The 25,887-nt window shown below is 58.4% G+C and carries 24 protein-coding genes, 1 pseudogene and 1 riboswitch; of the genes and pseudogenes, 10 read left to right on the top strand and 15 right to left on the bottom strand.

What is annotated here, in order from left to right; all coding sequences use genetic code 11:
• Window positions 1-43 precede the first annotated feature (43 nt).
• From CRP02_RS03285 to CRP02_RS03270, 4 genes are all read left to right on the top strand, one after another.
• The gene (locus tag CRP02_RS03285) at window positions 44-1,024 is read left to right on the top strand and encodes an ABC transporter permease (protein ID WP_097170222.1); all 981 of its coding nucleotides are present in this window, start codon (window positions 44-46) and stop codon (window positions 1,022-1,024) included.
• Between the two features lie 132 nt (window positions 1,025-1,156).
• Entirely contained in the window at window positions 1,157-2,086 is a 930-nt protein-coding gene (locus CRP02_RS03280; protein WP_003517083.1) for a sugar ABC transporter substrate-binding protein, read from the top strand.
• Window positions 2,087-2,206: 120 nt separating this feature from the next.
• Window positions 2,207-3,685 (top strand): sugar ABC transporter ATP-binding protein, encoded by a 1,479-nt coding sequence (locus CRP02_RS03275; protein ID WP_097170221.1) that lies wholly within the window; start codon window positions 2,207-2,209, stop codon window positions 3,683-3,685.
• Window positions 3,686-3,699: 14 nt separating this feature from the next.
• On the top strand, window positions 3,700-4,488 hold the full coding sequence (locus CRP02_RS03270; protein WP_097099222.1) for an SDR family oxidoreductase: 789 nt from the start codon (window positions 3,700-3,702) through the stop codon (window positions 4,486-4,488).
• Between the two features lie 122 nt (window positions 4,489-4,610).
• Here CRP02_RS03270 and ribB read toward each other — a convergent pair whose 3' ends face one another.
• From ribB to CRP02_RS03230, 9 genes are all read right to left on the bottom strand, one after another.
• A complete protein-coding gene (gene ribB, locus CRP02_RS03265) occupies window positions 4,611-5,252 on the bottom strand; it encodes a 3,4-dihydroxy-2-butanone-4-phosphate synthase (protein ID WP_097170220.1) in 642 nt (213 codons plus the stop codon).
• A gap of 119 nt (window positions 5,253-5,371) precedes the next feature.
• Window positions 5,372-5,521: riboswitch (FMN riboswitch) on the bottom strand.
• A 285-nt stretch (window positions 5,522-5,806) separates the two neighbouring features.
• Entirely contained in the window at window positions 5,807-5,962 is a 156-nt protein-coding gene (locus CRP02_RS27290) for a type II toxin-antitoxin system VapC family toxin (RefSeq protein ID WP_143539307.1), read from the bottom strand.
• Between the two features lie 269 nt (window positions 5,963-6,231).
• Window positions 6,232-7,122 (bottom strand): LysR family transcriptional regulator, encoded by an 891-nt coding sequence (locus tag CRP02_RS03260; protein ID WP_003517041.1) that lies wholly within the window; start codon window positions 7,120-7,122, stop codon window positions 6,232-6,234.
• A 77-nt stretch (window positions 7,123-7,199) separates the two neighbouring features.
• Entirely contained in the window at window positions 7,200-7,475 is a 276-nt protein-coding gene (locus CRP02_RS03255; protein WP_097170219.1) for a hypothetical protein, read from the bottom strand.
• Window positions 7,476-7,536: 61 nt separating this feature from the next.
• The gene (locus CRP02_RS03250) at window positions 7,537-8,001 is read right to left on the bottom strand and encodes a DUF1348 family protein (RefSeq protein ID WP_097170218.1); all 465 of its coding nucleotides are present in this window, start codon (window positions 7,999-8,001) and stop codon (window positions 7,537-7,539) included.
• A gap of 69 nt (window positions 8,002-8,070) precedes the next feature.
• On the bottom strand, window positions 8,071-8,619 hold the full coding sequence (locus CRP02_RS03245) for a carboxymuconolactone decarboxylase family protein (protein WP_097170217.1): 549 nt from the start codon (window positions 8,617-8,619) through the stop codon (window positions 8,071-8,073).
• Window positions 8,620-8,742: 123 nt separating this feature from the next.
• A complete protein-coding gene (locus CRP02_RS03240) occupies window positions 8,743-10,803 on the bottom strand; it encodes a pyridoxamine 5'-phosphate oxidase family protein (RefSeq protein ID WP_097170216.1) in 2,061 nt (686 codons plus the stop codon).
• A 54-nt stretch (window positions 10,804-10,857) separates the two neighbouring features.
• Window positions 10,858-11,469: a glutathione S-transferase family protein gene (locus tag CRP02_RS03235; protein ID WP_097170215.1), complete on the bottom strand. Its 612-nt coding sequence runs from the start codon at window positions 11,467-11,469 to the stop codon at window positions 10,858-10,860.
• Between the two features lie 196 nt (window positions 11,470-11,665).
• Window positions 11,666-13,081 carry an aldehyde dehydrogenase family protein gene (locus tag CRP02_RS03230; RefSeq protein WP_097099214.1) on the bottom strand — a complete coding sequence of 472 codons (1,416 nt, stop codon included), beginning with the start codon at window positions 13,079-13,081 and terminating at the stop codon, window positions 11,666-11,668.
• A gap of 98 nt (window positions 13,082-13,179) precedes the next feature.
• On the opposite strand from CRP02_RS03230, the gene CRP02_RS03225 reads away from it, so the two are divergent.
• From CRP02_RS03225 to CRP02_RS03205, 5 genes and pseudogenes are all read left to right on the top strand, one after another.
• Entirely contained in the window at window positions 13,180-14,079 is a 900-nt protein-coding gene (locus tag CRP02_RS03225) for a LysR family transcriptional regulator (protein WP_097170214.1), read from the top strand.
• A gap of 216 nt (window positions 14,080-14,295) precedes the next feature.
• On the top strand, window positions 14,296-15,675 hold the full coding sequence (locus CRP02_RS03220; RefSeq protein ID WP_097170213.1) for an enoyl ACP reductase FabMG family protein: 1,380 nt from the start codon (window positions 14,296-14,298) through the stop codon (window positions 15,673-15,675).
• A 182-nt stretch (window positions 15,676-15,857) separates the two neighbouring features.
• Window positions 15,858-16,222, top strand: a pseudogene (locus tag CRP02_RS27875) (VOC family protein).
• Window positions 16,223-16,459: 237 nt separating this feature from the next.
• The gene (locus tag CRP02_RS03210) at window positions 16,460-17,902 is read left to right on the top strand and encodes an ATPase domain-containing protein (protein WP_097099211.1); all 1,443 of its coding nucleotides are present in this window, start codon (window positions 16,460-16,462) and stop codon (window positions 17,900-17,902) included.
• Window positions 17,899-18,942: a sensor histidine kinase gene (locus tag CRP02_RS03205; RefSeq protein WP_097170212.1), complete on the top strand. Its 1,044-nt coding sequence runs from the start codon at window positions 17,899-17,901 to the stop codon at window positions 18,940-18,942. Before CRP02_RS03210 ends, CRP02_RS03205 begins: the two co-directional genes overlap by 4 nt.
• Here the strand turns inward: CRP02_RS03205 and CRP02_RS03200 are convergent.
• On the bottom strand, window positions 18,939-19,451 hold the full coding sequence (locus CRP02_RS03200; protein ID WP_323455331.1) for an IS5 family transposase: 513 nt from the start codon (window positions 19,449-19,451) through the stop codon (window positions 18,939-18,941). The genes CRP02_RS03205 and CRP02_RS03200 overlap by 4 nt on opposite strands.
• Window positions 19,452-19,513: 62 nt before the next feature.
• On the bottom strand, window positions 19,514-19,720 hold the full coding sequence (locus tag CRP02_RS27870) for a transposase (protein ID WP_323455321.1): 207 nt from the start codon (window positions 19,718-19,720) through the stop codon (window positions 19,514-19,516).
• A 298-nt stretch (window positions 19,721-20,018) separates the two neighbouring features.
• Here CRP02_RS27870 and CRP02_RS03195 point away from each other — a divergent pair, with 298 nt between their 5' ends.
• The gene (locus tag CRP02_RS03195; protein ID WP_097170211.1) at window positions 20,019-20,318 is read left to right on the top strand and encodes a hypothetical protein; all 300 of its coding nucleotides are present in this window, start codon (window positions 20,019-20,021) and stop codon (window positions 20,316-20,318) included.
• A gap of 357 nt (window positions 20,319-20,675) precedes the next feature.
• Here the strand turns inward: CRP02_RS03195 and CRP02_RS03190 are convergent, their stop codons facing one another.
• From CRP02_RS03190 to CRP02_RS03175, 4 genes are all read right to left on the bottom strand, one after another.
• Entirely contained in the window at window positions 20,676-22,124 is a 1,449-nt protein-coding gene (locus CRP02_RS03190) for an FAD/NAD(P)-binding protein (RefSeq protein WP_097170210.1), read from the bottom strand.
• Window positions 22,125-22,401: 277 nt separating this feature from the next.
• Window positions 22,402-23,649 (bottom strand): SfnB family sulfur acquisition oxidoreductase, encoded by a 1,248-nt coding sequence (locus CRP02_RS03185; RefSeq protein ID WP_097170209.1) that lies wholly within the window; start codon window positions 23,647-23,649, stop codon window positions 22,402-22,404.
• A 26-nt stretch (window positions 23,650-23,675) separates the two neighbouring features.
• Window positions 23,676-24,455 (bottom strand): ABC transporter ATP-binding protein, encoded by a 780-nt coding sequence (locus CRP02_RS03180; RefSeq protein WP_097170208.1) that lies wholly within the window; start codon window positions 24,453-24,455, stop codon window positions 23,676-23,678.
• 72 nt (window positions 24,456-24,527) lie between these two features.
• Complete coding sequence (locus CRP02_RS03175) at window positions 24,528-25,862, bottom strand: ABC transporter substrate-binding protein (protein WP_179783925.1); 1,335 nt, start codon at window positions 25,860-25,862, stop codon at window positions 24,528-24,530.
• Between the last annotated feature and the right edge of the window lie 25 nt (window positions 25,863-25,887).

Genomic DNA, 25,887 nt, shown 5'->3' with positions numbered 1-25,887 from the left:
TCTAATCGGTTTAAAAAATGCAAGATAGCCACTGGGAGGAGCCATGTCCGTGCTTGAACGCAATGAGGGGGTTACGCACACCAGAAGCCCGCTTGCCTGGCTAAGCGGTGCGACCGGACCTCTTTTGGGCCTGCTGTTGCTGTGTGTCTTCCTGACCTTCACCAGCGAAAATTTTCTGTCGCTTCGAAACGGTCTCAACATCCTCGACCAGATCACCGTGCTCGGCATCATGGCCGTTGGCATGACCTTCGTCATTCTGCTCGGCGGCATTGACCTGTCTGTCGGTTCGGTGCTGGCGCTTTCGATGATGATCATGGGCTGGACAGCCAATGTCGCGGGCATGCCGATGGGCATGGCCATCGTGCTGGCGCTCATCGCATCCGCAGCCTGCGGCCTTGTCGTCGGCGTTCTCGTCACTGCCTTCCGGGTTCCGGCCTTCATCGCGACGCTTGCCATGATGTCGGTGGCGCGCGGCCTTGCCAATATGATCACCGACGGTCAGCAGATCGTCGGTTTCCCTGACTGGTTCATGATGCTGGCCATCGACCGCCATTTCGGCGTGCTGACGGCGACCGTGCTGCTGATGCTGGTCGTTGTTCTGGTGTCGTTTCTTTTCCTGCGCTTCCGCTCCGAAGGCCGCACCGTCTATGCGGTTGGCGGCAACCCGGAAGTGGCGCGACTTGCCGGCATCAACGTCGCCTTGGTGACGATCTGCGTCTATGTTGCCTGTGCGGTTCTTGCCGGTCTGGCGGGTATCGTTCTTGCAGCCCGTCTCGACTCGGTGCAGCCCTCCAGCGGTTTTGGCTACGAGTTGGATACGATTGCGGCTGTCGTCATCGGCGGGACCTCCCTTTCGGGCGGTGCCGGCGGCATCGGCGGAACGCTGATCGGCGTGCTCATCATCGGTGTGCTGCGCAACGGCCTCAACCTGCTCAATGTTTCTCCCTTTCTGCAACAGGTCATCATCGGTGTGGTTATCGTGCTGGCCGTGGGCGCTGAAACATTGCGCCGGCGCAGAAGCTGAATTTGCCTGCGGAGGGCGATGAGCCGTCCGCGCAATAGACGACCCTCCCGGTATGGGAGGCGTGAAAAGCGGCCGAAGGGGAGGAGGTTTGATCTGCCCGAAGGTCAAAAATCAACAAATGGAGGAATAATCATGAAATTTTCACGCATTCTGCTGACATCCGCCGCCCTTCTCGCCCTGTCGCTCGGTTCGGCCAACGCCGCCGAAGTCAAGAAGATCGGCCTTGCCGTTGCCAATCTTCAGGCGAACTTCTTCAACCAGATCAAGCAGGCCGTCGAAGCCGAAGCCAAGACGCGCGGCATCACCGTCGTCACCGTCGATGCCAAGGGCGACGGTCCGACGCAGGTTAACCAGATCCAGGATCTCCTGACGCAGAACATCGACGCGCTGATCTATATTCCGGCTGGTGCGGCTGCGGCGACCGTTCCGGTCAAGCTTGCCAAGGCGGCCGGTGTGCCCGTCATCAACATCGACCGCAATGCCGACGGCGCACCGGGCGATACCTTCCTCGCCACCGATTCCGTCGCTTCCGCCAAGTCGGTCTGCGACTACATCATCAAGCAGGCAGGCGGCTCGGGCAAGATGGTCATCATTCATGGCCAGAAGGGCACGACACCGGAAGTCGACCGCACCAAGGGCTGCATGGAATCGGTCAAGGCCAATTCCGGCGTGAAGATCGTTGCCGAACAGTGGTCCAATATGTGGAGCCAGGATGAAGGCTTCCAGATCATGCAGAACATGCTTCAGGCCAATCCGGACGTTTCCATCGTCTTTGCCCAGGCAGACGGTCTGGCGCTCGGCGCGGCACAGGCGATCAAGGTCGCCAACCCCTCGCAGAAGATCGTCGTTGGCGGCTTCGATGGCGACACGGCAGCGCTTGAGGCGCTGAAGAACGGCGTCTTTGACGTGACAGCGACGCAGCAGACCCAGAAGATGGGCCGCACGGCTGTGGAGATGGCCGTCAAGATCGTCGGCGGCGAGAAGGTTCCGGCCGTGCAGCTCTCCGAGGCGACGCTGACGACTAAGGAAAACGTCGACGGCTTCATTGCCAACCATCCCTGATGCATCCGCCCCCGCGCACTCCAGCCGGATGCGCGGGGGCGTCATCTGTTCGTTTTCAGGCAATTCGGACGCAAAGCCGTGGCGCATCCTTGCCACTCGTATTTCCCAGGAGGTCCCGTCATGCGCGAGCCGGTTCTTTCGCTCCGTGGCATCAGCAAACGTTACGGCCCGCTCGAGGTTCTGAAAAGCGTCGATCTCGACGTCTATCCGGGTGAAGTCTTGGCGTTGCTGGGTGAAAACGGGGCGGGCAAGTCCACCCTCTCAGGCATCATCGCCGGTTCCCGCGAGCCGTCCGAAGGAAAGATGACCTGGCTTGGCCAGCCTTATACGCCCGCTTCGCCGCGTGAGGCGATAGACAAGGGCATTGTACTCATCCATCAGGAGCTGAAGCTTCTGCCGGAGCTTTCCATCGCCGAAAACGTCTTTATCGGCCGCTGGCCGATGAAGAACGGCATCGTCGACCGCGCCGAAATGGTCCGGAGGGCGCAGCAGCAGCTGGCGCGGCTCAATCTGCATATTCCCGCAACCCGAAAGGTCGCGGGCCTTTCAACCGCAAACCAGCAGCTGATCGAAATCGCCAAGGCGCTGGCGCTCGATGCCAAGCTCCTGATCCTCGACGAGCCAACGGCGGCCCTTGGCGGTGCGGAAACCCAGGCCCTGTTCGAGCAGGTTCGCAAGCTGCGCGCCGAGGGCGTGGGCATCATCTATATTTCCCACCGCATGGAAGAGATCAAGCAGATCACCGACCGCATCGTCGTGCTGCGCGACGGTGAGCGGGTGCATGAATTTGAAGACAGCGCGACACCGGTGCGCACCATCGTCGAAAGCATGGTCGGCCGGTCGCTGGAACGCCTGTTCCCGGCGCTGCCCGAACCGCAGGAAAAAACGGTGCTGGAGGTCAAGGGGCTGACTGGCACGGACAATTCTTTCCGCGACATCAGTTTCGGCGTCCGTGCCGGTGAAATTCTTGGAATTGCCGGGCTGATCGGCGCGGGGCGTACCGAACTGGTGCGTGCCATTTCCGGTGCCGATCCGACCAGTGCGGGCGAGGTTTTGCTCGATGGACAGGTACTGACGCTGAAAAGCCCGGCGGATGCGATTGCGAAGGGCATCGTCATGGTGCCGGAAGACCGCAAGCTTCAGGGGCTGGTTGTCGAGCATGAGATCGGTGAAAACCTTATCTACGCCAATCTTGACCGTGTCGGCACCGGCTGGATAACGCCTAGCATCAAGCGTGCTTTTACGAAGGAGGCAATTGCCAAATTCGGGGTGAAGGGCCGCAGCGAACAGCCTGCCTCGGATCTCTCGGGCGGCAACCAGCAGAAGGTCGTCATCGCCAAATGGCTTGCCCGCAACCCGCGCGTGGTTGTGCTGGACGAGCCGACGCGCGGCATCGATGTCGGCGCGCGGGCTGGCATTTACGATATTATCGTCGGTCTGGCCAAAAGCGGCGTTGCCGTCATCGTCGTCAGTTCCGATCTCGAAGAGGTGCTGGGCGTTTCAAACCGCATCCTCGTTCTTGCGCAGGGAAAACAGGCCGGAATCCTCAACCGCGACGAGGCCAACGACGTCTCGGTCATGGAACTGGCAACCATTTGAAGAAGGAAATAGAGATGTCCACCATCACGCTCAACGCGCCGAAACTCTTCGATCTTTCCGGCCAGGTGGCGTTCGTCACCGGTGCCGGTTCCGGCATTGGCCAGCGGATCGCCATGGGGCTTGCCCAGTCCGGTGCCGATGTCGCGCTGCTTGACCGCCGCACCGATGACGGCCTGGCGCAGACGGCCGATTTCATTGCCAGAACTGGCCGCAAGTCGATCCAGATCGCCGCCGATGTCACCAGCAGGCAGGCGCTGAGCGACGCGGTAGCACGCACGCAGGCCGAACTCGGTGCGCTTTCGCTTGCCGTCAATGCCGCCGGCATCGCCAACGCCAATCCTGCTGAGGAAATGGAGGAAAGCCAGTTCCAGACGATGATGGACATCAATCTGAAGGGTGTGTTCCTCTCCTGCCAGGCGCAAGCCAATGCCATGCTGAAGAACGGTCGCGGAGCAATCGTCAACATTGCTTCCATGTCCGGCGTCATCGTCAATCGCGGCCTGATGCAGTGCCACTACAATGCATCGAAGGCGGGCGTCATCCACATGTCGAAATCCATGGCGATGGAATGGGTGGGGCGCGGCATCCGCGTCAACACTATCTCGCCTGGTTACACCGCGACGCCGATGAACACGCGGCCGGAAATGGTGCACCAGACGAAACTGTTCGAAGAGCAGACCCCGATGCAGCGCATGGCGGGCGTCGATGAAATGGTCGGCCCGGCGATCTTCCTGCTGTCAGATGCGGCGAGCTTCGTGACGGGCGTGGACCTTTTGGTAGATGGCGGGTTCTGCTGCTGGTAGGGTTTGCGCGGCAGCGCCGCTCGAATTGATGACCACGTGCAAGAGGCAAGGTGGTCTGCCTTTTGATTTTACGCCCGGCTTTCGCCGGGCGTTTTTCTATTCACCGCACAGGCGCGTGAAGACTAGGCAACCTGCTTCTGCACCACTTCTTCCACAAGCTCGCCCTTCAGATAAGAGACGAGATCCTTGATCGTGACGACGAGCAGACCGTGGCGTTCGGCGAAAATTTCGAGCTGGGGCAGGCGGGCCATGGTGCCGTCGTCATTGGCGACTTCGCAGATGGTGCCGCAGGGGTATTTGCCGGCCAGGCGGCACAGATCGACGGCAGCTTCGGTGTGGCCGGTGCGGCCGAGCACGCCTTGAGGGTTGGCGCGTAGCGGGAAGATATGGCCGGGGCGGGCGAAGTCTTCGGGACGCGAGCCTTCCGACACCAGCGCACGCACGGTTTTTGCCCGGTCGGCAGCGGAAATGCCTGTCGTGGTGCCGGGAATATAGTCCACGGAGACGGTGAAGGCTGTCTTGAGGGATTCGGTATTGCGCGACACCATCAGCGGAATGTCGAGCGCGTCGAGGCGCTCTCCCGGCATGGCGACGCAGATCAGCCCGCGCGCATGGTTCATCATGAATGCGATCTGCTGCGGAGTTATGCTATCGGACGCGGCGATGATATCGCCTTCGTTTTCACGGTCTTCGTCGTCAACGACAATTACCATCTCGCCACGGGATATGGCTTCGATCGCGTCTTCAATTTTAGCAATGGTCATTTTCTTTCAAGCCTTTCAAGGGTTATGCCGTTTTGCGGCATTTTCGCGCTTCAAGAAGCGCCAAATATCCCTTGGGCGAACAATGCAATGTGAAGCCCGCTGCGTGCGGGCGTCTTTTGCCTTGTCCTCTTCCATCCGGACTATACCGTCGGCTCCGGCCTCTCACCGGATCTGCTGACCTTCCGGCTTTGGAGACCGGAAGCGCTCGCGGGCTCCGAGAAAATCCCGATACCGCCGGTGGGGAATTGCACCCCGCCCTGAGAACATTGCCAACATAAGTTATCAAATGGGGAGGAAGCAAGCGGCAATATTTTGCCAGGCTCCGCGCGCGCGAAATGGATATCCCGATTATATCCGAGACCGGGTATTTCATTTCGGAATGAGAATAGTCTGGGGTGAGAGACCGGACGGTGGCGGTTACGGGTAGCGCAACCGTAAGCTCGGTGACGAGAAGCATTTGCTAGCCCGCGTCGTGGTCGATCCAAAGGAAGGCTATTCAATGAGCTGAGCTGTTCTGAGGAAGCGAACTCGAGTCACCAGATCTCCCAATTCTTTCAGCGTGCCTTTCCTCGAAGGGGATTGATGATTTCGATCCCGTAACAATCTCGCTCATTATCGGTGACGACAATACGGCTATTGGATCGAGCAATGGCAGCAACGATTGTGTCCCGCGCGCCTTGCGGGCGGCTCACTGCCTTTTCTTGTGCCATTAGCTTTTCCTAAATGAGCGCCGCGTTCTCATCACGCGGAATCATGCGACCTGCAAAGTATTGTTGACGAAGATATGGGTATCCTTTTTAAACCTAGCGTCAATCTGGTGTTCAAAGTAGCGCTGGCAGGGCGGAATATACCAGGAGCAGGGGTTTGAGCTCGATCCGGGCTATCGCAACGTCATGCCTGTAAGCGGATGAGTGGCCTGCTGGCAGACTTGTTGCCTCCATCCATGCTGTCGAAGGCCTCCCTCGCCGCTGCGCCTGGATCAGTTCAGGAGGCGGTTCTCACGTAGGCGGGCAACTGCCATGTCAACGAAAGCCCTCACTTTTGCGGGTGCATTCCGACCCTCGGGATGCATGATATGGATAGGCAGGGGCGGCTCTTCAAACTCGCTGAGCACGATCTGAAGGTCGCCCGCCATAAGGTCAGGGCCTATCTGGTAGTTCAGCACGCGCGTCAGTCCCCAGCCCTCGCGTGCGGAGGTTATGGCCGCTTCGTTGGTGTTGCACTGAAGAGCAGCATCTATCGTCACGCGGAAATCGTCGGAAAAGCGCCATTCAGGGGAGGCCCAGGCGCTCGTTGACGCCGCGATGCGATGATCCCTGAGGTCGGATGGCGTTGTCGGAATGCCATGTCGGTCAAAATATGCCGGTGAACCACACACGACACGCCTGACGCTCCCGACCTTTATGGCGGAGAGGCCGGAGTCGGGGAGGTGACCTATGCGGACAGCGACATCGATGCCTTCATCGACAATATTGACAGGCCGGTCGATAAACAGGGTTCGCGCCTTCATGGTCGGAAATGCGTCCAGAAAGCCCGTCACGACGGGCAGCACATACATCTGCCCGAACATGACCGAAGCAGTTACGGACAGCGTGCCCGTCGGTGTAGCGTAGGAGCCTCCCGCTGCCGCCTCTGCTTCAGCAATGTCTGACAAAATCTTGCGGCAGTCCTCGAAATACCGGGCACCCGCCTCGGTCATTTTTACCGAACGGGTCGTTCGCACGAACAGGCGTGCTCCGATGATATCTTCCAGGGCTGCAACAGACCGTGTGACGGCAGGAGCACTCATGTGCATCTGGCGGGCGGTATCTGCGAAACTTTCGGTCTCCGCTACTTTCACGAAAATCCGCATTGCCTGCCAACGATCCATCCGGTCCCCCATGCCCTCGATACGGTGACCATAGTAGAATCCTGGACGACAAGACCGCAAGCCGTCCGGGGCATGGACTAGCCGCCAGCGACCTGTCGGTTGGCAGCAGCAAGGTGCTCGATTTCGACGCAGCTTCGCTCACAAAGGCCAGCGGCGCTTGCACGTGCACGTGTGTGCTCATTGACCGCGAGCGCAAACGCTATGGCCCTCGCTATTTTCACATCGAAGCTCAGGCCACAGCGTGCCAGATCGATTTCCGCACCCGTCAGCCCAAGCGCACGGCTATCCTCTTCCTGCTTGCGCTTCCACGACAGGTCGCCGCTCGATGCGGTAAGAGCGAGTTCAACGGACACTCGAACTCGCTCGTTGAGTTTGAACGGCGGCATTGACGAGGCCAACGGACCGACGTCCGGCTCAAAAGCCGAAGTCGCTGAGACCGGGATGGTCGTCAGGCCTTCGGCCGAGCGGCCAGTGAAACCTGCGATCGGCTTCAGCGATTGGGTGTTCGTTGATGCTGGCGTGACGCGCCCGCATCAGGCCGTCTTCGGCAAACTCCCAATTCTCGTTCCCGTAGGCCCGGAACCACTGGCCGCTGTCATCATGATATTCGTAGGCGTAGCGCACCGCGATCCTGTTGCCCGTGAATGCCCAGAGTTCCTTGATCAGGCGGTAGTCGAGTTCCCTGTTCCACTTGCGGCCCAGAAAGGCCTCGGCTTCAGCGCGGCTGGTTACGAATTCGGCACGGTTGCGCCAGCGAGTATCCACCGTGTAGGCGAGCGCTACCCTGACAGGATCGCGGCTGTTCCAGCCATCTTCCGCAAGGCGGACCTTTTCGATGGCGCTCTGTTCAGTGAAAGGGGGAAGCGGGGGACGGGACATTGTGATGGCTCCAGGTTTCGTAAGGGGGGAGGGAAGGGTGACGGCTCTCGTGTCACCCCGTCCTGAATGTCATGCCGCAAGACGATCGATACGCGGAAAATCGATCTCGGTATCGAGGGCTTCGTTGACGTAGTTTGTGAAGGTGTTGAGCGCGACATGCGCAATGATCTCGACGATTTCCGCATCGTTGTAGCCAGCGTCCCTAACTTTTACGATTTCCCCAGGTGCCACCAAGCCACGCGCGGTCGTCAGGGCGCGGGCGAATTCGACGGCTGCCGCAGCCTTGGCGTCTTTCGATGTTCCGCGGCGGTTCGAAGCGATCTCCGCTTCATCGAGCTTGGCGAACTTCGTTCCGGTGAAGGTGTGCGCCGAAAGGCAGTAGTCACAACCGTTGGCTTCGGCCATAGCCAGGGCGATCCTTTCCCGGGTGGCGGGCGCAAGCTTGCCCTTGCCGAGCGCAGCCTGCAACGAGGCGAGGACGTTGAGGGCAGCTGGGCTGTTGGAGACGAGGCGGAAGATATTCGGCACGGAGCCGATCTGCTTCTGGATGGTCTCCAGGATCGGCCGTGAGGCTTCGGGCGCCTCCTCAATCGTGGCGGGGGTAGGAATGCGTGACATGGTATTCTCCCTTGACGGTTTTGAGAGACATCGCTCTCTGATGCTCAAGATGATTGGTAACCGGTTGTTGTTGAACGTCGAAAAGCAGGAAGGGACTGTTGCGTCAGGCGTAGTAATGTTGGTTTAGACGGCGATCTGGATGCCGCCTTCCTGGTTCGCTGGAATGGCACAGCAAAGGAGGACCTCGTCATCGTCAACCTTCGCTGTCGGCTCCTTCAGGTACGTCACGGCGCCTTTGACGAGTTTTGTTTTGCACGTACCGCAATTGCCTTCGCGGCAACTGAACTCGGGCTGAAGACCGCGTGCTTCTGCGAGTTCCAGCAGCGTTCCGGAGCCGGGTGCCCAGCGGGCCTCCTTCAGCGAGTTCGTGAATATGACAGGCACCGGCTTGTCGGACGGCAACGCCCGCAAAGGGGCGGCCCTGGCATCTTTGGCGTCTACAGACCGAACCAGCGACGAGGGTCCGAACGCTTCCGCGTGGATACGATCGTCTGCAATGTTGTAGCCGCGTAAGCCGTCATAGAGCGCCTGCGTAAACTGCGGCGGACCACACAGATAGAAGTCGTAGTCGTTGAACGGCAGATGCTTGGTGAGCATAGCCATGTCGATACGGCCGGCAGTATCGTAGTCGGAGCCCTCTGTGGCATCGCCGATGTCGCTGAGAACCCGCACTAACCGGACCGCGCCCTTGGCCGCGGCCACGAGTTCGGCGATCTCCTTGTCGAAAGGTCGCTCGGCTTTCGTGCGGGCGGCGTGGAACAAAGTCGTCGGCCGGATACGCTGTTTGCGAATGCCCTCGTAGACGGCATGACGGAGCATGGCGAGCAGCGGCGTGATGCCGACACCACCGGCAAGGAGCACGGCGGGGCGCGTGGCACGGGCGTCAACGCCGAACCCCCCTGCGGGGGGCCGCGCCTCAATCACGTCGCCAACGGAGATGCTGTCGTGCAGAAACTGCGACACGAGCCCACCGCGTTTGACACTGATGCGGTAGATGCCATCGGACGGTGCGACAGACAGGGTGTAGGTCCTGACAACAGGCCGCTCGCTTCCCGGTAGCGTCAGCCGGATCGGGAGGTGCTGCCCGGCAGCATGCGGCAGCAACCCCGCGCCGTCGCTTGGCTGCAGATGGATCGAGCGGATCGTCGTGCTTTCCTCGACGATCCTGGTGACCGTCATCGGCCGCCATGTGTCTGAAAGTCCGGTGGCACGCAGCCGGTCTGCTGCTTGCGCCCAGTTCCCGGTCATCAGAGAATTCGGCGACCATCCATCCTTCTGGAATGCCCAGCGAAGTGCGAGTGCATTCGGTCTCCGGACGATCCGGGTTGGCCTGAACGTCCAGAGCCGTTCCGCGCCCTGGAAGGCCGCAATCTCAGGTGATTCCAGGATGACGTCGGCTTCGCCTGTCATCTGCAACACACCGCCCGTCGCGAAGTCTACGAAGAGCAGACCTGCTTTCTTGTTCAGCAGAATATTTCCCAGTGTCGAGAAGAAAAGGTTTCCGTCGAAATCGGGAATTGTGAGAACGTCATCATCGCCAACGCGGACGAAGCCGGCATTCCCGCCGCGATGCGAAACGTCAACCTGTCGTCTGTCTTCGCGGTCGACATAGGAGGCAACGAAGAACGCGTCCGCAGTCGTGATCGTGGAGCGAGCAAGGTCGTCAAGCTCGGACAGGTCTTCACGCTGGTTCTGGCTTGGTTGGCCGGGTGCTCTCTCGAATTGGAAATCCCGCAACTGTATGTAGCGCGGGCAGTTGCCGAAGCTCTGATCCACATCGATCCGATAACCGTTCGCTGCGGTGGAGACAAAGCCGTTCATGCGATTGCGGCGACGCGTGTGCATCTCGATGCCGAGCAGGCCGATCGGTTTGCCGTCTGCCATTCCTTCGCCGGCGGGGTCGCTTGGCTCCAAGGTAGAGCGGATATCGAGCGTGGTTGGCGTAGGAGAGGACATGAAGCCGGGTCGGCCCTCGACAAAGGTGGCCCAGGCGTCATCGTGGCCATCCACACTGCCAAGGACGATGAACGGGAGCTGGGCATAGAAATCCCGATGCTGATCCGGCATGAAATCGCGAACGACCCGCTGGCCGACGACCTCCATACGCTCGGCGACACCGACTTTTTCCTGGATGAACTTCTCGCCTTCGTGCCATGTCGGCAGTTTTGTCAAAGTGTCGGTCATGTCAGCTCTCCTAAAAAGGGATCGGGCACGCTTCGGCGCGCACCCGAATGCGGGTCAGGCGGCGAGGCCAACCGGAGTCCCGATAAAGTCCACGAAGCCCGGAAGCGCTTCGATCCGACGAAGCAGCCTGTTGACCGCGGGATAAGCGGAGAGATCCACGTTGCCTTCAGGGGCGCGGGCTACGTAGCTGTAGATTGCGACGTCGGCGATCGTCGGGCGTTCGCCTACCAGCCATTCGCGGTCGGAAAGCTGAGTTTCCAGCTTTCCAAGGACCGCATGGGCGCGACCAATGACTTCTTCCGGATTGAACTTGGCACCAAAGACGGTGACCAGGCGGGCGGCCGCCGGACCATAAGCGATCTCGCCGGCAGCTACCGACAGCCAGCGTTGGACCGCTGCTGCGCTCTTCAGGTCATCGGGCAGCCAGTCCGTCCATCCGGCTTTCTTGGCAAGGTAGACCAGGATCGCGTTGGAATCGGATACGTATTCGCCGTCGTCGTCGAGGACCGGAACCTGGCCAAACGGGTTCATCTTGAGGAAATCGGGCTTCTTGTGCGCGCCGGACATGAGGTCCACCTCAACCAGCTCATGCGGCAGGTTGATAAGTGACAGGAACAGACGGGCCCGATGCGAGTGGCCCGACAAAGGATGATGATAGAGTTTCATTGTGCGCTCCTGCGAGTATCGTTCGGGTCAATTCCCGATCCGCACCTGCAGATTGCTATTATTACGTGGTGATGAGAACGATCGCGCTTCACACTTCATCATTACACCAGGTGCAACAATGGCCGCCCAACAGGGTTCGATCGACGGTATCGTGGCATCAGGCCACGCAGCCAAAAAGTTGCGTGGCCTTTAAATGTCACGACAGTACGGCACGGGGTTCGAGAAAGGCCTCGAGCCCGAAGACGCCGAATTCCCGCCCGAAGCCGGATTGCTTGAACCCGCCGAATGGTGCCATTGGGTCATGCGGCGCATCGTTGATGAACACGCGGCCTGCCTCAATCTGGTTTGCGACGCGTTTTGCCCGCGCGACATCGGAGGAAAAGACGTGCGCCTGCAGGCCGTAATCGGTGTCGTTCGCGATCGTGATGGCGTCTTCCTCGTCGCGGTAGGAGATCAGCGATAGCACGGGGCCGAATATCTCCTCGCGCGCGATGCGCATGTCGTTGCGAACGCCGGTAAAGATGGTGGGCTTGACAAACCAGCCGTGCTGCAGCCCTTCCGGACGACCTTCGCCGCCTGCCAGCAGTCTGGCGCCTTCCTCCTGTCCCAGGCGAATATAGCTCTGCACGCGATCCCACTGCTTCTGGCTGACCATCGGACCAACCTGAACCTGTTCGTCGGCCGAATCTCCCGACCTGAAGCCTTTGATCGTGTGGCTGAGCCGTTCCTCGATTTCACCGAACCTGCTTTCTGGAGCAAGAATGCGGGTTCCGGCGATGCAGGCCTGCCCGCTGTTGCGGAACCCTGCCGCCAGCACCTGCGGGATGGCGACCTCGAGATCGGCATCGTCCAGAATGATGCTGGGGCTTTTGCCGCCAAGTTCCATTGTGACGCGCTTCATAGTGGCCGCTGCCGCCTGAACAATGCCGCGACCTGTGGCAGTGGAACCGGTGAAGGTGATCTTGGACACGTCGCGGTGAGCCGTGAGTGCCGCACCAACGACGCCTCCATACCCGGTGACGATATTGAAAATGCCATCGGGAAGACCGGCCGCGTGCAGGCATTCAGTGATCACCTGCGTCTGCAGGGCGCTCATCTCTGAAGGTTTGATCACCATGGTTGCTCCGGCTGCAATGGCGGCAGAGAGCTTGCCGCATATAAAACTGTAATTGCTGTTCCAGGGCGTGATCGCCACCGCAACACCCGAGGGTCGCATCTCGACATCGGTGCTGCCCATGCGGCGTTGGAACTCGTAGTCCTTCAGCGTTCTTGCCATGTCGAGAAAGACGCGACCTGCGCGTGACGCTGAAAAGCCGATGAAGCCCGATGGCGCACCGTATTCTGCACGCATGGCGGACGCGAGATCGTCGGTTCGGGCGGACACCGCGGCATGCAGCCCGTTCAGCATGTCGATCCGCTCTTTTTTGGTGGTATTCGAAAAGGCTGGGAAAGCGCGTTTGGCGGCAGCAACTGCGCGGTCGGCGTCCTGCTCATCTGCGAGCCGCACGCTGCCGATCTGTTCCTCGGTTGCCGGATTGAAAAGCGGCGCCCATTGATCGCCGTGGGGCTCGACAAACGCCCCGTTGATATAAATCCGATCGATGATGTGCATGTTTCTTCTCCTGTGATGGCTTCACAGCAAAAATGGCATGCGGTAAGTGTTGCGTGTAGTAGGACAAAATCGGACAGCCTGATGAACTGGATTGCGCAATGAGAGCAAGCCTGATCGAGCTTGAAGCGGTTGCCGGCGTCGCGCGTCACGGTGGATTCCGGGCTGCCGCGCGCGAGCTCGGTATGTCGTCATCGGCTTTGAGCCATGCGATCGCCGCGCTTGAGGAGCGCCTTGCCGTCAGGCTTTTTAACCGCACCACGCGTAGCGTGTCCTTGTCTGCAGCCGGTGAGCAATTCCTGTCTGAAATCGCACCTGCCCTTCAGACGCTCGAGAAAGCGATCGAAAATGTCGGTGAACATTCAGATCGGCCCTCCGGGAGACTGCGGCTGAACATGGCGCCGGGCGCGGCGCGCATTCTGCTGCAGCCGCTCATCCTCGAGTATAGCCGCCGATACCCGAAGGTCGACATCGAGATCGTGACCGAAAATGCGCTCGTGGATGTGATTGGCAAAGGTTTCGATGCGGGCATTCGTCTCACCGAAGTTATCTCGCCCGACATGGTGGCCGTAGCGATCATTCCGAAAATGCGGTCTTTCGTCGTCGGCTCGCCGCGCTATTTCGACGGCCGTTCAAAGCCCGTCGTCCCAGCCGATCTCGCCCGGCACGTCTGTATCCAGATGCGCATGACGAGCGGGAGACTTTATCGCTGGGAGTTTGAGAAGCACGGGGAAACACACTTGATCGATGTCAGCGGTCATCTCACATTTGATGGGTCTGACCTGATCCTGGAGGCCGCTCTTGCCGGATTCGGGCTCGCCTATCTGGGTGAACATGCACTTGCGCCCCATATTGCCTCAGGCGATCTCATTCCTGTTTTGGAAGACTGGTCTCCCGAGTACCCGGGACTTAGTCTTTATTTTTCGCAACGGCGACACATGCCAGCCAAACTGCGTGCCTTCATCGAGCTGATCCGAGAGCGTTCGACCAGCGACAATTGATAACGAGGATGCCTGTCTTTGTCGTGAATCTGGTCGTTGGTTCATATTTTGTCGATACCGGTGTTCTCGCAAGCTTGCGACGAACAGGGGCCGACTTCACGTTTTGAAATGAACGGTCACCGAAAATGAGTTCCCATTCGGTGCCAATGCGGTCATGTCTTTGCAAAACTCGTACGAGCCATTGTTCGACGACACACTTATCAAAGAGCTGACAGCATGGAAAATCCGGTTGCATTGAATCGTCTTTCCGAAAACACGGTCTTCCGTAAGGGCGACGTTTTCGTACTCTTCGGCGAACTGTTCGGCCGCGGATACGCCACCGGCTTGCTCGACGAAGCAAGAAAGGCTGGAATGGAGATTGTGGGGATCACTGTCGGGCGGCGCGACGAGAACAACGCGCTGCGGCCGCTCGACGCCGATGAACTGTCTTCGGCGGAGGCCCAGCTGGGCGGCAGGATCATCAACATACCTCTTATGGCGGGTTTCGATCGCGATGCGCCCGCAGACGGACCTACTGCCACCGATCTCCTGGCAAAGATGACGCTTGAGAGCTGGGAGCACGACAAGCTCGACTGGGACTATGTCAGGCAATGCCGCGACATTGCCAATGCGCGTTTTACGGAATCGCTTTCAAAAGTCATGACCGTTCTCGATGGTATGATCGCCGATGGCCGCAATGTTTTCTTTGCCCACACAATGGCAGGCGGCATCCCGAAGGCGAAGGTATTCCTGGTCGTCGCCAATCGGATCTACAAGGGAACCGGACCTCGCCACATGTCGTCGCAGACCCTGCTCGACAGTGACATGGGAAAACTCATCCTGCAGAATTTTGACGACGTCTCCGCAAACACCTTTCGCCATCTCATTGATTTCAGTGCGGCGATCCGCGAGCGCGTTGAAGCTTCGGGCGGTCAAGTGCGATATACGGCCTATGGTTATCACGGATCGGCGGTCCTCATTGACGGAAGCTATCGTTGGCAGACCTACACCAACTACACCCAGGGTTACGCGAAGATGCGGCTCGAAGGCATTGCTGAGGAAGCCTGGGCTAAAGGGATCAAGGCAACTGTTTATAATTGCCCCGAAATCCGGACCAATTCGTCCGACGTGTTCACCGGTATCGAGCTGCCCCTAATACCGCTGTTGCTTGCGTTGAAGAAAGAAAACGGCGGCCAATGGGCAGATGAACAGTGGCAGGCCTGCCAGCAGCTGCTGTTAGATGGCTTAACGATGGAAGACGTCTTCGGCAAGATCGCCGCCATGCAGGCCAGCGAGGTCATGCGTCCGTTCTATGACTTTTCGGCATGGCCCATGGCAAACAGCCAGGCGCAGGCCGATCTGACCATCGGCACGTCCAACGAGATCAGCCAGATGCATCGGGATAGCAAGGTGATGATCAGCGATCTGCTGAGCAGTCTCGTCGTGACGGCAACAGGGCAGCTAATCTTTGGTGAATCGTCCGAACCCTCCGGTCCAGTTCTGTGGCTCAACCACGATATCGTGGCTCGGCGACTTAACGCTTCCCACCCGCATTCGAAGTCGTCTGCGCCGCTTATCGCACCGGGAGTGGAACCCGCCCAACCTGAGATGGCGTGAATGGAGGCCGGGTGTTTTGGCGATGAAACGGCGAATCTTGCTGCAGGAATCGCCGTTATGTGGGAGGCGCCATCGCGCCTGCCTCAAAGCAGACATCGTCTTGGTACTGGCGTCATGTTAAGGAGCTTCGAGCGTTGAACCTCAGGAAATACCTTTAAAGAACGCCCCGCAGGAGATGATGGCTGTTCACCCACGTCATGATCGGAAGCAACCGACCTGTAGCGGGCCAGAAGCTTCTACGGCACCACCTTGCTGCATTGGGAGGCAAGTCCGGTGAGATGGATGCGAGAGGCCGGCTAATCTACGCCGATGAGGGCAACCGCCTGATGATCACAAAGCCGATCGATGGCGAGCCGGCAACAGCGGCCAACGGTGGGACGATCGGTACGCCGCCGCGAATCCCGAACATGTTCTGGCGTGGCATGCCGCCAGTATCTTGCATAGCATCCAGACCCCACCTGCAGAGCGTCAGGATGGGGCGGTCGTCGCATATCTTCGCGATCCGGATGGAAATAAACTTACGGTAAGGTCTCAACTGACAAAATGATGTGGCCTAGTCAACGCCTGGCGGAAGGTTCGAGTATTAGAGCGGCAGGCGTAGAATGGCCTGCTGCCGGTTTCATGGACACCGGGTTAAGGTGTTTCCAGTGGTAATTCACGCGGCGCTACCCACAGCCCGTTATTGATGTTTCGAAAATCCCAAATATAACAGGGAGGCATCTTTCGCCGATGATGATGCGCGCATTCCGCCGCGGAACACGCTAACAAATTTGGAAGATGAGATATGCCGAAACGAAAAGCCCCAGCAGTTGTCAGCACTGGCATTACGGGACTGAACGAAATCCTGCGTGGCGGCCTGCCAGCATCCAATCTTTACATGCTGCAAGGCGCACCCGGATCCGGCAAAACGACGGCAGCGCTGCAATTTCTTCGCGCCGGGGTGGAGGCGGGAGAAAGTTGTATCTACGTCACGCTTTCGCAGACGGCGGCAGAACTCGAAGCGATCGCTGTTTCACACGGTTGGACACTAGATGGCATCCGTGTTGAGGAGCTCTCCACCTCCGGCTTGGTCAGCGAAGCCGATGACCAGAGCATATTCCTGACCGCCGACCTTCGGCTCGACGAGACGCGAAAGGCGATCGAGGCCGCCATCGAAGAGCATAGGCCACGACGACTGGTTTACGATTCGCTCCTAGAAATTCGACTGATTACCGGCGACTCCCCAAGGTTTCGTCGGGAGCTGATCGGTTTTAAATCCTTCCTGGCCAAGCGAAATGTGGTCGCTCTTCTTCTCGATACCCAGACGCCCGGCTACGACCGAAGCGGAGAAGAAGTGGAGGGATTGGCCCACGGGGTCATACGTCTCGACAAGGCGCTGGAGGAATACGGGGGTGTGCGCCGCCGTGTCGAAATCTCGAAGATGCGTGGTGTTCCGGTAGCAGATGGCTACCATGATATGGCGATCCGGGAAGGCGAGGGCGTCGTTGTCTTTCCCCGCATCATGCCCAGTACAGCATCTGAGGCGACCAAACCGGAATTGATCAAATCGGGTGTTGCAGCGCTTGACGATATGTTTGGTGGTGGGCAAGAGGCAGGAACCACGACGCTGGTCATCGGACAATCGGGCACCGGCAAATCAACCATGTCATCGCTTTATGCCACCGCAGCACTCGAACGCGGGGAGACAGTTGCGCTATTCCTCTTCGAGGAGCGGCTTGAGACATTCTTCCGCCGCTCCGAAGGCTTGGGCATGCAGCTCAGGCAGTTCCACAAGGATGGCAAGCTTATCCTGCGGGATTTCAATCCGAACGAAATCTCGCCCGGCGAATTTGGCCAAATTGTCCAGGGTGCCGTCACGCAAAACAAGGCCCGCGTTGTTGTGATCGATAGTCTCACCGGATATCTGAACTCGCTGCCGCACCGGGAAAAGGCGGTTCGTGATATTCAGTCGCTGCTGAAATTTCTTGCCCGCTCCGGTGTACTGACGATGCTGATCGTCGCCCAACATGGCCTGATCGGTCAAAATGTCGGCATTGACGTCGACGTAAGCTTTCTCGGAGACACCGTCCTTTTGCTGCGTATCATGGAGCACGAGGGCAGGCTGCGCCGCAACATCACCGTTGTTAAGAAGCGCCACGGGCCGCATGACCTCAATATCCAGGAATTGCTGATCGAAAGTGGCAGCGTCAGCGTCGTCTCCTACAACCCTCTTCCCGATCCGAAATGAACGAAATACCGAGCGAAAGCGAAAGTGAGCTTGACTGGGTGCTCATCCTGGCCCCGTCTCGCAAGGACGCCGACTACATCGCGGCGTTTTTGCAGGAGCAGAACGTGGCTGTCAGGCATAGCAGGGCCGACAATGAGCTGGCCGATAGTTTGTCGCTTTCCCCCGGCGTCGTCATCATCACCCATGAAGCATTGAACCCGCCCGTTATCGCAACGATCGGCGATTATCTTGCATCCCAGCCGGATTGGTCAGAAGTCCCGATCCTTGTCCTGCTTGAGAAGGCTGCCCCTCTGGCGCGAATCTACAGCCAGCTTGAACGGTCTTGGCCAAGCGCTCGCCTCATGCTCCACACGCGCCCGATCGCGCGATTGGAGCTGGTCAACAGCATCCAGACAAATCGTCTCGTGCGGTTGCGCCAGAAACAGGTGCGTGATGCCATTGAGCGAGAGGTCGAGCTCCGGCTGGAACTCAACCATCGCATCAAAAACATTCTTGCGAGCGTCACCTCGATTTTCAAGATGACCCGGCGTGGCGCGTCAACTGTCGAAGAGCTTGCAGCCGACTTCACCGGACGCCTTCAGGCTTTGTCCAACGTCCATACGGCAGTGTTTGAGGCGGGCGGAGAAGAGGTTTCCCTGTCCTCAGTGATTGCCATGGTCGTCGCACCGTATAACGGCGACGGGTTGAGCCGGATCAAGGCTAGCGGTCCTGATGTCTGCGTCAACCGCACCTCCGCCACGACGATTGCACTTTGCCTTCACGAGTTGACGACCAATGCCATCAAATATGGTGCGCTGTCTCAAAAGGATGGCAGTGTCGATGTCATCTGGTCCATGTCGGAGGAAGCATCGCCGGTCTTTTCCCTGGATTGGATAGAAACAGGTGGACCGGCGGTCGTTGAACCGAAGCGGCAGGGATACGGAACGAAATATGTTCGCTCTGCCCTGACTTCCGTATTTGGCGCAGCACCAGTCATCACATTCGCTCCGTCCGGCCTCTCATGCCATGCCGCTGGTCCATTGCAACGGCTTCAAATCTAGGTCCTGTTGACAAAGTATGGCAGCCATATCTTTGCCGCGGCCAGGGCAAGGAATGCTGAGAAGGATTTTCGTGTCTTGTCGTATCGGGTCGCGACGCGACGGAACTGCTTGAGGCGGTTGAACATCCGCTCGATGCGGTTTCGATCCCTGTATGCCCGGAAGTCGCAGGCTGGTGGGTTCTTCCGGTTGGCCTTTGGTGGGATCACAGGCCTGATGCCATGGATCAGCAGTTCCTCGCGCAGGAAATCGCCGTCATAGCCTTTATCGGCAAGGAACAGTCTCGGTTTGCCGACCGGTATCGTCAGCAAGGCAGGAACGGCGTTGTAATCCGAAGCCTCACCGCCTGTCAGTACAAAGCCAAGAGGGCGGCCCTGACCGTCTGCTCGGGCGTGGATTTTCATCGTAAAGCCGCCGCGTGATCGACCAAAAGCCTCCTGATAAGTCCCCCTTTTGCGCCCGCCGCCTGCGAATGGCCGCGAACAGTGGTGCTGTCGATCATGTGCTGCCAGTCATCTGTCAGCCCCAGTTCGACGAGGGTCTCAAGCAGGGCGTCCCAAACGCCTTGTTCGGCTCAATGGCGGAAGCGTACATAGACCGAATTCCACTTGCCATAGCGCTCATGCATGTCCCGCCAGGGGCATCCGACCCGAAGAACATGCAGCATACCGTTCAGATACCGCCGATTATCGTGCGACGGTCGGGACTTCCTGCCGCGTTCGGTGGGCAGAAGCCCCTCGATGATCCGCCACTCTATATCCGTTAGGTCGCCGCGAGCCAAAACTGCCTCCTAAAAAGCAGTCTTGAATCACGCTTCAGCTGATTTGGGAATCCACTTTGTCAACAGGACCTAGTCATTGGAAAACCCAGTCCAAATGAATCATGGGCCGGGTAATCCAACGTAGAGACCCTTGTTAAGATTCGACATTCGGTTGTTGCCTGCCGGGGATCGAAAGCTCTCTTGGCGTTTGTCGCGCAGTCTAGTAGAGCAACTATCACGATATTGACGAGCCACACCGGGTCAACACATACGCCAGAACGGGCGGATCGACCTCCAAAATAAGACGATTTCAGACCCTATGGAAAACAAGTCGCTCTATATTTGGCTGCTGATGCTAGCTGTCCCTGTGTCGGTTCTGATAGCAGCTCAAGTCGATACAGGTTCTGCACCATCAATTGGCGGGGGAGGCTACGATCTTGGTCCGTTTGTGTATTCCTGGTTGTTGGTAATTTTCACAGCACTCTGGTCAGTCTGCGCTTTTGTGGCAGCGCTGCTTCAGAAAGGCCGAGCTTCCTCTTTTCGCGCTTTCGGCCTGGCAGGCTTTGGTGTTGTCGTCTTCACTGCAACCCTGCTTTTTTACGGAGAGAACCTTTCCTAGCTGCTCGTCTTACAAATCGCTTCAGTGGTCTTGTGATCAGGATCGGAAGGATGCCTAAGGTAAAGGCGAGCAATATTTGTTGACGACCTATAGAACCAATCTCCGTTTGCACCTGCGCGTATCATTATGGTCAAGTCAGGATTGAGAGAGTGTCGCCTTTTCGACAAATTCAGTTCCATAATACATGTTATGCGATCTAAATGTGTAAGGGGGGTACATTCTATTTCCAAGTGCGACATGCCAGTAATTTCAATGGCTTCACTTCGGAGATTTTGGCATGTCCGGATGCTATTCGAGAATTGCCGTCCCAACGCGTTCTCAAAGAGCGTTGGAAATGTCTTCAAAAACAGCAGACCGTCAGCCTGCCACCGCCTGAGCCGCGGGATGCGAAATCCTACGCTCATCGATTAAGTCGCGAATACGCGCCGCGACGAAGATTGCATGCTCGGTAACCTGCGGCAGCCCCATCAGCTCTCCAAAGGTCCCGCGCGCAAGTGGCCCGGCAATAAAGAGTGAAGTCGTGCTTTCGCCTGAAGCCGATACGGGATTAGACTTGGCATCGACCAAAATGCCAAGTCCGGTTGGACAGGGTTGCAACAGGCCTGCCTCCTCGAGTTCTCGAAGCAATGCTTGGCTTTGAAGAATACCGCCATGAGCCGGGCCCGTTGTGACGACGATCGCATCGACATCAAGCGCTTCGATAAACCTGGCGCGCTGGGGTCGCGACATCACCCTGTAGCCGGCATCAATCCGCGTTACGGAAAGGAGCGAGGCAGCCCGGACATCCATTTGGCCGCTCGCGATCGCCTGCTCCACAGCAGCCTCGACTTGCGGCGCGATGCGAAAGCGATGCACATCCCAGATTGGCCGCAAGTGTCGGGCAACGCGCCGTCTCTCAACGACTGGCAGGTTTTTCCATATTTCGTAACCCTGCCCCCTCAGCGCATCCACGACGCTATGCCATGTCATGCCCTGTCGTTCCGCTTCTCGCAGAAAGTGGCGAACCTTATGAAGCAGCTTGCTTGCGGAGTTGGACGGCTCCGACAGGAAATCGCCGAAAGGTTCCTGCTCCGCTGGTCCATGGCCGCGAGACCGCAACCCTCTCCGAGAGAGAGACGTTATCTGACCGACATGGCCACGCCTCTTGAGAGAGGCAACCACATCGGCAGATGTCAGGCCATTTCCAACGATAAGAACTCGATCTCCAGGCGCGATAGCGTTGATTGCATCTGTCACGGTGACATCCGCGATCAGTTTTGGATCGTCTTTGAAAGGCTCTAGCACCCGAGGCAGAAAAGGCGGTGGATGGCTGACGGCCAGTACGACAATATCTGCAATGAGCGCCGTCCCGTCAGACCCGGCAATCTCGTAACAGCTTCCTCTTTGCGACACCGAAATCGCTTTTGTCCACCAGTGCCTGATACGGCCGTCATCTAAAAACGGTTGGATCCGTGCCGAGACGTAATCGCCGAAAACGGACCGCTTCGGATAAGGCGAACCATCGTGACCCACAAGTTCGGTATCGTCATGGGAAGACATACCACTAAGATAATTCTCGAAATCATCGGGCATATCCGGAAACAACGTCATTCGTGCTGCCGGGACGTTGACCCGATGCGCAGGATCGGTGGCGCTATAGGCCAAGCCACGGCCCAGCTCCGATCGAGGCTCGATGACCACAACGGATGCATCAGTCGGGAATCCTTTGCCCGCTACCAGATGCATTGCCATCGCCGCGCCGGTGAAACCACCGCCGACAACTGCCACGGTTAAGCGGGCAGAAGCTATGGGAACAAAAGAATTCATCGCCTCTACGTTCTCCCAAAGAGATCTGCGCCCTGCACGACGGGCTAATAAGCAAAGCTCCAGAAGGCAATTCCGCTTCCCGCGCTTAAGGCTCGTCGTCACCACTATTCTGTTTTCCCGAAGTTCTCGGCAAAGCTCTTCGTCACAAGGCGCTTCGATTGGAAACAGACTTGATGGGCACCATCTCATCACTCACTATATCTCATTACTGCTGGCGGATGTAGCAAGATCAATTGCCCAGCCGGGGCGCTTGCGCGCCCCGGCCTCCAAAATTTTTTTAACTCCAGGCGTGAAGCGGTGGCTTCTCGCCATTGAGGAAGTACTTACCGAGGATGGAATATTTCCACCGGACCGGATCGTGCAGCGTGTGGGTACGGGCATTGCGCCAATGGCGATCGAGGTGATGCTCTGCAAGCGTGGAGCGGGTGCCTGCAAGTTCGAAGAGCTTGTTGGTCGCCGCAATCGCGATCTCGGTCGAGAGGATTTTCGCCTCAGCCGTAACGATCTGCGCCTCTGCCACCGTTTCAGCGTTCGGATTCTGAATGGCTCGGTCGATCGCGTAACCGGCTTTCTCAAGGAGCGCTTGAGCCGCATGCAGGCGCAGCGTCAGATCGCCGACAGCCTGGATCGTGTAGGGATCATCCCAGGCATGATCGACACCGCTATCCACCCAGGCACGGCTCTTGGTGCGCACAAAGGAAACGGTTTCATCGATCGCCGCCTGAGCTATCCCCGTATCGACCGCGACCTGGATGATCTGGAAGATCGCGCCATCCGCAGTCGGCTCCGCATAGCCCTTGTAGCCGGGAACCAGATAGGTCTTCGGCACTTTGACATTGTTCAAGATGACCGTGCCGGACAGCGTCGTGCGTTGGCCAAAGGATGACCAATCGTCAATGACGGTCAATCCAGGCGCGTCTCGCTCGGCAATTGCATACCAGGCACGGCCTTCATCATCGAGCGCGACGATCGGCACAAGATGGGCAAGAAGTGCCCCGGAGGAATAGAATTTCTGGCCGTTGACGATCACGTGGTCGCCGGCATCGACGAACTTCGTCTCAAAATCCGCCGCTCGCTTTGAGCCGAATTCGGAGAAGGCATTGCCAAAGCGTGTACCGCGCAGCACCTCTGCAAACAGCAGCGTCTGTTGTGCCTGATCGGAAACCGTGCGGATCGCCGCAACGACGCCGAGATGGTTTTGTGCGATCTGGCCAATGGAGGAGTCGGCCGCGGAGACGATCTCGATCACCTTGGCCAGTGTCGCATAGGAGACCTCCGGACCGCCGAATTTTTTCGGCACGTTGATCGACCAGAGGCCACTTTGCGAAAAGGCATCGAGTTCCTTCACCGGCCAGATGCGGTCGCGGTCGCGAAGTGCAGCTCCTGGCGCGATTTCGGCGGCCAACCTCTTTGCCACCTCGATCGCTTCGGCGTCGCTCTTGATGATGTGTGCCGGTTTGCTCGGCCGTGGCACGGCCGGAACGCCTTCGGCAGCATTTGTCGTATTGACGTTGGAAATGGTCATCGCATGTCTCCTCTTCGATTTGATTTTCAGTGGATGTGCGCCGCGACGGGTGCGGCCGGTTTCTGGCCGAGATAAAAGGCCTTGACGTCATCCCGCGCCTTGAGTTCAACGGCCGTGCCCGACAACACGCTGACACCGTTTTCCAGGATGACGGCCCTGTCGGCATAGGTCAGCGCCACCGCCGAGTTTTGTTCGGCGACCAGGATCGACAGGCCCTCCTCACGATTGAGGCGCTTCAACGTGCGGAAAATGTCCTGCACGACGAGCGGTGCCAAGCCCATCGATGGTTCGTCGAGCACCAAAAGCCGCGGCCGTGACATCAGTGCCCGGCCGATCGCCGTCATCTGCTGCTCGCCGCCCGAGGTGAGGCCGGAAAGGAGCCGGCGCTTTTCCTTAAGCCTAGGGAAATGCGTGTAAATCTTCTCAAGATCGGCTGCGATTTCGCTGCGGGTGGCGGATCGACCGATACCGCCGCAGACCAGGTTTTCCTCGACAGTCAGCGTTTTGAAACAGTGGCGTCCCTCAAGCACCTGCACAAGACCGAGACGAACAAGGCTGGCCGGGGTTTGGCGAGTGACATCACGGCCGTCAAAAAGGATATGGCCGGCAAGCACCTGTCCCCGTTCGGCCGGCAGAAGGTTCGAAACGGCCTTCAGTGTCGTGGTCTTGCCGGCACCGTTCGCACCGAGAATGGCAAGAATTTCCCCTCGTCCGAGCGAAAGTGTGACGCCATGCAATGCGGTAACGACATGGTTGTAGGTCGCATTAAGGCCCTCCACAGAGAGCAGCCTGTCATCCTCAGTCATCACGATCTCCTTGGCGCTTTTGGGATGTCGTGGCCGGACAGGAGGGGAACCCCGTGTCCGGGCACGCGAGCATCAGTTCGTGACGGAACCCGCATCTTGCGAGGTCCGAAGCTTGATGCCCTTTTCAGCGGCATAGGCTTCGGACGACTTCTCGATGATCGGACGCAGCAAGGCCCAGTCCAGAGCGATCCAATCAGAGACGACGTTCCACTTCTTGCCGTCCCACTGTTGGAACGTCACGTAGCCGTTCCCCTCATGGTTATCCCAGGTGACGTTGATGGAGTGGAAGAGGTCTTTGGCGCCCAGTGCCTCGACGCGGGCCGGTTCGAGTTGCAGATGCTCGAAACCCCAGCGAACCTCATCGCCGGTCAGGGTGCGCTTGCCAAATTTCTCCTGGGCGATCCGCACCGCCTCGACGTTCAGGATACCATTGACGATCCCAAGATTGTGGTAGACGGAGCCGATGCGGCTCTTATCTTCGAGGTTGCCCTTGCCTTGGTCATAAAGCGTCCTGACGATCTCCTTGACGACCGGATATTCGGCTCCCGACGCCTGGGTGGTTATGGCAGTATAGCCCTTTGCCGCGGCGCCGGCGGGAATGACGTCCTCTTCCGAGTTGGACCAGACATTGCCGATGATGTGATCGACCGGGAAACCGGTCTTTGCCGCTGTCTTCAGCGCCACCGGGTTCATGACGCCCCAACCGCGTAGCACAACATAATCAGGCTTCGCACGGCGGATCGTCAGCCACTGCGACTGCTGCTCGTTGCCCGGATGCGGAACTTCGATCTGCTGCAAATCAAAGCCATACTTCTTAGCCAGCAGGTCGTAGATCGGGATCGTTTCCTTGCCATAGGGCGAGCCGTGATAGAGTACGACAATCTTCTTGCCCTTCAGCTCCTCAAGCCCGCCTTCCTTGGAGGCGATATAATTCACGATACCGGAGGTCTCGCTATAGGGATTGAGCAGCAACGGGAAAACATAGGGGAAAACGCGGCCATCGGTCGAATCCGTTCGGCCATGGTTGATGGTAATGAGCGGCACCTTGTCCTGCGTGATGCGGTCGATCATGGCATAGGCGATGCCAACCGAGAGCGGGTTCCAGGCTGCAATGCCGGGATTGCTCTTAAGCCGTTCATAGGCCTCGACGCCGCGCTCGACCTCGTACTGGGTTTCGGCCTCCGACCAGGTAAGCTTGACGCCATTGACGCCACCGTCCCTGATATTGATGAGATTGAGATAGTCGATAAAGCCGCCGAAGAAGCCTGTGCCACCGGCTGCGTATGGGCCGACGCGGTAGCTCTGCAGGGGGAAGTACTGTTCATCAGCCATGGCCGGGAAAGCAATGGTCGCAAGGCTGATGCCGGCAGCGAAAGCTGATACTTTGATCTTGGCGAAAAGGGTCATATCTAGACACACTCCATCTGTCGGC

The organism is Rhizobium sp. AN5, from assembly GCF_900215255.1.
In the GTDB taxonomy this organism is placed as follows: Bacteria; Pseudomonadota; Alphaproteobacteria; order Rhizobiales; family Rhizobiaceae; genus Agrobacterium; species Agrobacterium tumefaciens.
Note: the sequence above shows the minus strand (reverse complement) of the source record. Positions and strands in the feature narration are given on the sequence as shown.